General features: G+C 47.9%; 3 protein-coding genes and 1 pseudogene. 1 reads left to right on the forward strand and 3 read right to left on the reverse strand.

Annotated elements, in window-relative coordinates:
• Positions 1 to 174: 174 nt before the first annotated feature.
• The 3 genes and pseudogenes from OKC30_RS19385 to OKC30_RS21570 all read right to left on the reverse strand — a co-directional run.
• A complete protein-coding gene (locus OKC30_RS19385; RefSeq protein ID WP_182859749.1) occupies positions 175 to 1,176 on the reverse strand; it encodes a LacI family DNA-binding transcriptional regulator in 1,002 nt (333 codons plus the stop codon).
• Between the two features lie 83 nt (positions 1,177 to 1,259).
• Positions 1,260 to 2,756, reverse strand: coding sequence for a PTS transporter subunit EIIC (locus OKC30_RS19390; protein ID WP_197970430.1), 1,497 nt, complete (start codon positions 2,754 to 2,756; stop codon positions 1,260 to 1,262).
• 1,103 nt (positions 2,757 to 3,859) lie between these two features.
• A pseudogene (locus OKC30_RS21570) lies at positions 3,860 to 4,033 on the reverse strand (zinc ribbon domain-containing protein); the annotation flags it as partial.
• Between the two features lie 1,088 nt (positions 4,034 to 5,121).
• On the opposite strand from OKC30_RS21570, the gene OKC30_RS19395 reads away from it, so the two are divergent.
• Positions 5,122 to 6,164: tyrosine-type recombinase/integrase (locus tag OKC30_RS19395; RefSeq protein ID WP_270809760.1), on the forward strand; the 1,043-nt coding region annotated here is incomplete at its 3' end.

Raw genomic sequence — 6,164 nt, forward strand, 5'->3', positions numbered from 1 at the left:
AAGCAGCGAAAATCGATACAGAACAGGACCTTAGAAGGAATTTCAAATGAAGTGTTTTCTTAAGGTCCTGTATATGATGAGTCTCAAAGGCCCCCATCATACCAGCTCAACCGATCGGAGGCATCACCACTATAATTGACCTCAGTGCAATTGAAGTTTCTGCACAAAATGCATTCAACAGATCAGATCACCGACAAAAGCCTGCAATGGCTGGGGAGAGTCACCTTTGATGCGCTCGAGAAGCTGATGTACCGCCTGATGGGCCATTGCTTCCAGTGGCAGTAATAGATGCGGCAGCTCTATTACTTCGCTAGAGAAGCGATCCATCTCCTGGAAGCAAACTACATACTTCTGCTGAGCCAAAATAAAATCCTTACCGATGCTATATCCAAGCCTCAGGATACACTGTGTTGCCAGCATAGCAGCCGCAAATGTGTGGCAGACCAAAGCTGAAATCGAGTTGTCCGAACGTAAGGCGAACTCCAGACGTTGGCGTTGACCAACAAGATCCGTATCAAAGGTGATGATGAGCGCCTTTCGCTCAGGCATCCCACGCTCGCGATAAGCTGCTCGGTACCCTTCAGCTCGTTTGCTAAAAACGGGGTCCCCCGAACCGCCCCCCAAAAACAATGTGGTTACATGGCCCATATCGAGCAGGAAGCGGGTCAGTGTCAAACCATCTCGATATGGATCGCAGACCACAATATCGCTCATCCCTTCCCCCCCTTGGCTGGCAATTATCTGATATGGCAGCTCGGTTGCAGCCATCAACTGTGCTACTTGCTCATCAAGTGCCCCCGATGCGACCAAAATGATCCCAGCTACATGTTGAGTTTTGAACTCGTTGAGAAGACTGGTTAGTTGAGATGGTTGCAACTGACCAGTCTTGACCATGACGGTAAAGCTCTCTTTATCAAGCGCCTTAATCAGGGTTTTGAGGATCTTGATGGAGAAATCGCTTTCTATCTGCTCAAAAAACAATCCGATCAGGTTGCTCTTCTGGCTACGTAGATTGGCCGCTGACTGGTTATAGATATAGCCAAGCTCGTCAATAGCCCGTAAAACTCGCACTATTGTCGGTTGAGAAATGTGCCCTTTCTTGCGCAGCACCAGCGAGACAGTCGACACAGAGACACCTGCAACCCTAGCGACATCCACAATACTCACTTTTGCCACATTGACATCCCGTATAAACTTAAAGGCTGGCTACCTTAACAAAATGACACTGGGCCCTCAACACACAAGAGCCCAGGGCCGGATCAAGCATCTAACGCTGCAATTTCCTTGGCAATAAACTGGGCTCGAGCACCAAAGACCAACTGGATCCCCTCATCACCTACAAATACAACTCCACGTGCTCCAAGAGATTTTAGCCCCTCTTTGTCAACCAGATCCGCTCGCACCACTTCAAGACGCAGACGGGTGATGCAGGAGCCTACCTGACGTATGTTCGTAACGCCACCGATCAACAATGTGATTTCACTAGCCAAGTCCTGATCTGATTTTCCCTCAATGGTGTTGAGCATTGCCACCCGTCCAGGTGTTTTGATGTCGAAACGACGGATCACATATCGGAAGGTGAGATAGTACAAACAGGCCATCGGAATACCGATCACAAAAACCATCAGGAAATTGGTCTCAAATCCGTTGAGGCTAGGCAACAGACCAAATGAAATGTAATCGATTAGGCCAGCCGAGAACGATTTAGCGATATGGGCATGCAATAGATACATACTCATGTACGCGACCCCTGCCATTAAGGCGTTGAATACATAGAGGATAGGAGCAACGAAGATAAAGGTAAACTCAACCGGTTCGGTGATCCCGGTCAGAAAGCATGTCAGAGCAGCCGAAAAAAGGATACCTGCCGCAACTTTGCGGTTTTTGGTGTAAGCCTCGTGATACATCGCTAGGCAAGCAGCGGGTAGACCAAACAACATTAACGGGAACTCACCCTGCATAAATTTACCCGCATTGTGATAGGTATCAGTGCTGAAACTGGTCACTCCATCTTCCAACATCTTGAACCAGATAGTCTGATCACCGTGGATCAACTGACCTGCTTTCGATGTGTATTCACCAAATGTGTACCAGAACGAGGGGTACCAAACGTGATGCAAACCAAGAGGGATCAAGGCACGTTCTACCGTACCGAAAATAAAGGTGGATAAGGCCTGATTATCACCGTTTACCACCAGAGATAGGGTATCAATACCTATCTGAACGTATCCCCATCCCCAGGGCAACACCAAACCAAGTAAAAATGACAATAAGGCTGTCACGATCGCCACGAACCGTTTGCCAGCAAAAAAACCTAGGAATTCAGGTAACTGCATGGTGTGAAATCTGTTATAGCACCAAGCCGCCAAGATACCAGATATGAGTCCACCAAAGACGCCCATCTGCAAGGTGGGAATACCTATAACCATAGCATAGCGCCCCCCGGATGCCGCCATCTCTGGGGTGATCCCCAACAACGTGCTGATAGTGGTATTAATAATCAGCATAGAGACCGCAGCCGAGAGCGCAGCAATACCCGACTCTGCAGCCAGGCCTACCGCCGACCCGATAGCGAACAGCAACGGTAAGTTATCAAAAATCACTCCACCAGCACGCATCATCAGCGGCATGTCGAATTTAGCGCCAAATGCCAACAGCAGCCCCGCGGCTGGCAACAACGAGATTGGTAACATCAGGGCTCGTCCAATCATCGATAGTTTGGCGAACGCCATCCTGATTCTGTTCATTACTTCCATTCTTGACTCCTGATGTGTTGTCACACATCGTCGCTAGTTGGAGAAAAACCGACAAATGTTGCCGACCAAGTATAACGTTATACTAGAACGTTATACTTTAGATCTGTCCTACTCAAACCCCACACCTGACATTTGTGATTCCAATCACAAGTGGATGTCATGCCAACGTAACCGTTCACCGGGGTGGCTTGACAGGAGAAAAAGAGACGATCGTCTCTTTTTCCTCCTTTTGGCCTGTTGCTTGATCCTACCCGTATTGCATGCTTGCTGGTATGACCCAAAAGCACCCGACACCGGCGGTTAAGGAAAGTGCGAACAAATATTGGGCTTTTACGGGAAGGTGAGAGCAGGAAATTAGGATGACCAGTAATTGATAGCGGGTGAACGGTGATTTTGAAAAGGCTAGGCAGATGCAGGGATTTTAGATTCGAACATACATATAGGGGCAATTTTTCACGCCCTGTAACCCTAATTCGATGAATAAGGACTCATCATGCTGAACCTCATCCCTGATGCCAAGTGGGGCTTATGATCTCACATCAGGGACTCGCTCAACCCTCCTTAACTGACTTGCATTAAGGGCGCAGCCCTTTTTTACAAATCCTTCGGAATAGCTCTTCTTTTTCGACAAGATCACACATTTATTTATCTGCTATTGCAAAGCATTCATTGACGGATTAACGTATTATCGAGCGAACGTAGCGTGGGGTACAAGATCTACGCTACAACACATAATGAAGGCTTCCACCAGGCGCTGACATTGTGTGTTGTGTGAAGTTGCCTGTTCATGGATCGCCTGTCATGAACACGGTGGGAGGTCACACTGTTCGCTCATCTTCACCCATAGCGCCTAAATTATCTTGTAGTAGTTGAAACCGAATTTTCACCCATATACCTCGCTTTTATGCCCGTTCATCACCGCCACAATCACCAGTTAATCATCCCGGATCTCACATATCACCCGGTAATCCCCTACTCGTGTAAACAAAACCACGGTGTAATTTCACATAAGGCTTCAGTACATGATTATGTGATGCTGCTCCCCGCCGCCGCAAGCGGCGAGGCTTCCCACTTCTTAGGCTGCAACCACTGGTACGATGGAATTACGACCAGCCAGCCGTGGCGCAACATCCGGGCAAAATTAGGTTGCGAATGTTCATGGCCGCGTTGATGTCGCGGTCATGTCCGACCCCGCACGATGGGCACTGCCAGTTCCGCATATTCAGCGGCATTTCTGGAATTTTGTGGCCACAACAATGGCATATTTTCGAGCTGGCGAACCATTGATCCTACTTGACCAAATGCACACCAGGCGACTCTGCTTTATAGGCGATCTTCACCACAAAACCAAACCGTGCCGTGTCCCCGATATGACGGGCTAGGCGACGATTTTTCATCATATTTGCCGATTTCAACGTCTCCACGATCTGTAGTGGTCAACAAAAAATAGACACGGTTATGAGTTGCTAACCTTCAGCAATTTCTCGGATTGCCAGAGATTGACCAGAGACGCATAACAAAAAGGCCTCGCATTGAAAGCGAAGCCTTGTAGAGTGTGCGGTCCAGAGCTGTGGTATGGAAACTGTCATGGGGATTTTCAATCCCCTGCTCTACCGACTGAGCTATCTGGGCAACGGCGCGCATTAAACCCTTTCTCGACTGGGGTGTCAACCTTGTAGCCCCAGTTTCTGGCATGTTTTTGCATAGGGTGAACCAAGTGGCGAGATAGTGTGCAAGGAGCCCCTGACTCCACACCGGGATCCGGTTGTCGGCAGGTTCTGCTATCGAGGTTTTTTCCCTTTATAGAATTACCTTTTCGCTCTCTCACCCATCCCGAGCTTCCAACAAGTGAGCCCATTTTTTGTCAAAAAACGGATGAACTAACGTGCATGTTTTTTGTGCGCTGAAAAGTTACCAGAAATTGACCAGACAGAGTTTGGTGCGTCGATACCGAAGGACCTCCGGTCGCTCAACTTCCGTATCTGCGTTTGAAGAAGAGTGATAACCCCCTACAGCAAGAGCTGTAGGGGAAGTAAATACTTGTGCTCAATGTAGTCTTTTAGCTCATAAAGTGAGCAGGGCATCGGGGGGGACGGAAAAAAATAAAAATATTTTTCTGTCAAAAAATTGGACTCTATTGAGTTGTGATTTTCTGATTCTTTAGAGGGGGGCAAAAACTGATTTCGACTCTCCGGCTATAGGGGGATTTTGTAAAGCACAAAACATACCATGTGCAGGGAAGTCTGTTTTTATAAGGCATTATCGGATGGTTACGCTCTGGAGCTGGTCTTCCATTTCGGTTTTTCTTCGTTAACATTCTTTTCATGAATCACCAAGGTGGTGGCTCTAGATGATAGGAGGTGCGATGCCCGAACAGGCTGTAGCTCCAACTGTAGATAGTGCCAAGTTGGAGGAGTGCAGTTCAAAGCAGCGTGAAAGTAAAGATAAATACGAGCGTTCCCTTACGTGGATTACTTATGCCACTGGTCGCAAGGTTGGTTGTCTTAGTTTCACCAAAAATAAAGTCCGTTATCGGTTAAAAATTGCGAGCACGGACGAATTCAGCGTTAAAGAGATACGTGAACAAGCAAGAAAGCTAAAAGCGGAGTTTGTACTGGATCCTGTGGGATTCAATCAAACCTATCTTTCGAGCTTGTCAGTAGAACAGTTTATACATGATAAATACTTGCCTTCAGTACGAGCAACTCATCGGTCATATAAAACCATCGAGTCTCGGGTAAAGCCGATCGTGGCAGCTCTAGGGCTCAAGCCATTAAACAGAGTAACCCGTTTCGACATCGAGGATTTTCTTACAGAATCAAATAAAACGTGCTCTGTCGCCACGCGGAACCGCTACTTGGCACAGGTAAAGGCCATCATGTCCTTCGCTGTAGAACGTGGCATTCTCAAGTCCTCGCCAGCAGCAGGTATTCCGGCAAAGCATGAAGCTGTTTTGCCACCCAAGGGGTTGCCTGATGAGGTGGTGAATAAGGTGGTCCATCGTTTGATGAAAGACATCGACGATGAAAAAGCTAGGCTTCTGCTGTTCCTGTTTGCAACAGGGTGCCGGCTGGGTGAGGCCCGAGCGCTACAGCTTCAAGATTGTAATCTCAATCGAAAGCTTGCGTATTTGCCCACCAGTAAGTCTGGTCGAGAAAGGCTCATACCACTTAATCATTTCGCGCTGGAGTTGATTCAACTCCAATTCCAGCGCCATGGCACAACCGGTCTGCTCTTTAGAGGCCAGGGTGGTGTCTCTCAGATTTCCGAACCTCGGCGGTATTGGTACCGCGTCTGTAATGATTGCGGACTCTCAGGAGTACGCATGCATCAGGGTGAGAGCGTGAACATTTTGTTAAATTTCACCCAGTTTTTTGAGACCCGCATTGAGTACCGTTTCCAGATATT

Source organism: Aeromonas sp. QDB18, assembly GCF_027705325.1.
GTDB lineage: Bacteria > Pseudomonadota > Gammaproteobacteria > Enterobacterales > Aeromonadaceae > Aeromonas > Aeromonas caviae.